This is a genomic window from Methylobacterium sp. GC_Met_2 (assembly GCF_026540795.1).
Lineage (GTDB): Bacteria > Pseudomonadota > Alphaproteobacteria > Rhizobiales > Beijerinckiaceae > Methylobacterium.
The window spans coordinates 1-593 of record NZ_JALNUM010000274.1 but is presented as its reverse complement, the minus strand read 5'-3'; the positions used below and the strand labels follow the sequence as shown (position 1 = coordinate 593).

Genomic DNA, 593 nt, shown 5'->3' with positions numbered 1-593 from the left:
TCGGCGATGAAGCGTTTGATGGCGGCCTGCACCTCGATCAGCGATCCGAACACGCCCCGTCGGAGCCGGCGTTTTGCGAGCTTGGCGAAGAAGCCCTCGACGGCATTGAGCCACGAGGCTGAGGTCGGGGTGAAGTGGAAGGTCCAGCGCGGGTGGCGGTCGAGCCAGGCACGGACCTTCGGGTGCTTGTGGACGGCATAGTTGTCCAGGATCGCGTGGACGATCTTGCCCGCCGGAACCGCCGCCTCGACCGCGTTGAGGAAGCGGATGAACTCCTGATGCCGGTGGCGCTGCATGCAGCGGCCGATCACCTTGCCCTCCAGCACGTCCAGGGCGGCAAACAGGGTCGTCGTGCCGTGGCGCTTGTAATCGTGAGTGCGCGTCGTCGGCTGGCCCGGCTTCATCGGCAACGGCTCCTGCGTGCGGGCGAGCGCCTGGATCTGGCTCTTCTCGTCGACCGAGAGCACGACGGCGTGGGCCGGCGGGTCGATGTAGAGCCCGACGACGTCGCGCAGCTTGGCGGCGAAGGCCGGGTCGGTGGAGAGCTTGAACTGCCGGACCCGATGCGGCTGTAGGCCGTGCCCCCGCCAGAT

General features: G+C 67.8%; 1 protein-coding gene. It reads right to left on the bottom strand.

The features are described 5' to 3' along the window. Positions 1–593: IS630 family transposase (locus OXS49_RS33415; RefSeq protein ID WP_267428785.1), on the bottom strand; the 593-nt coding region annotated here is incomplete at both ends.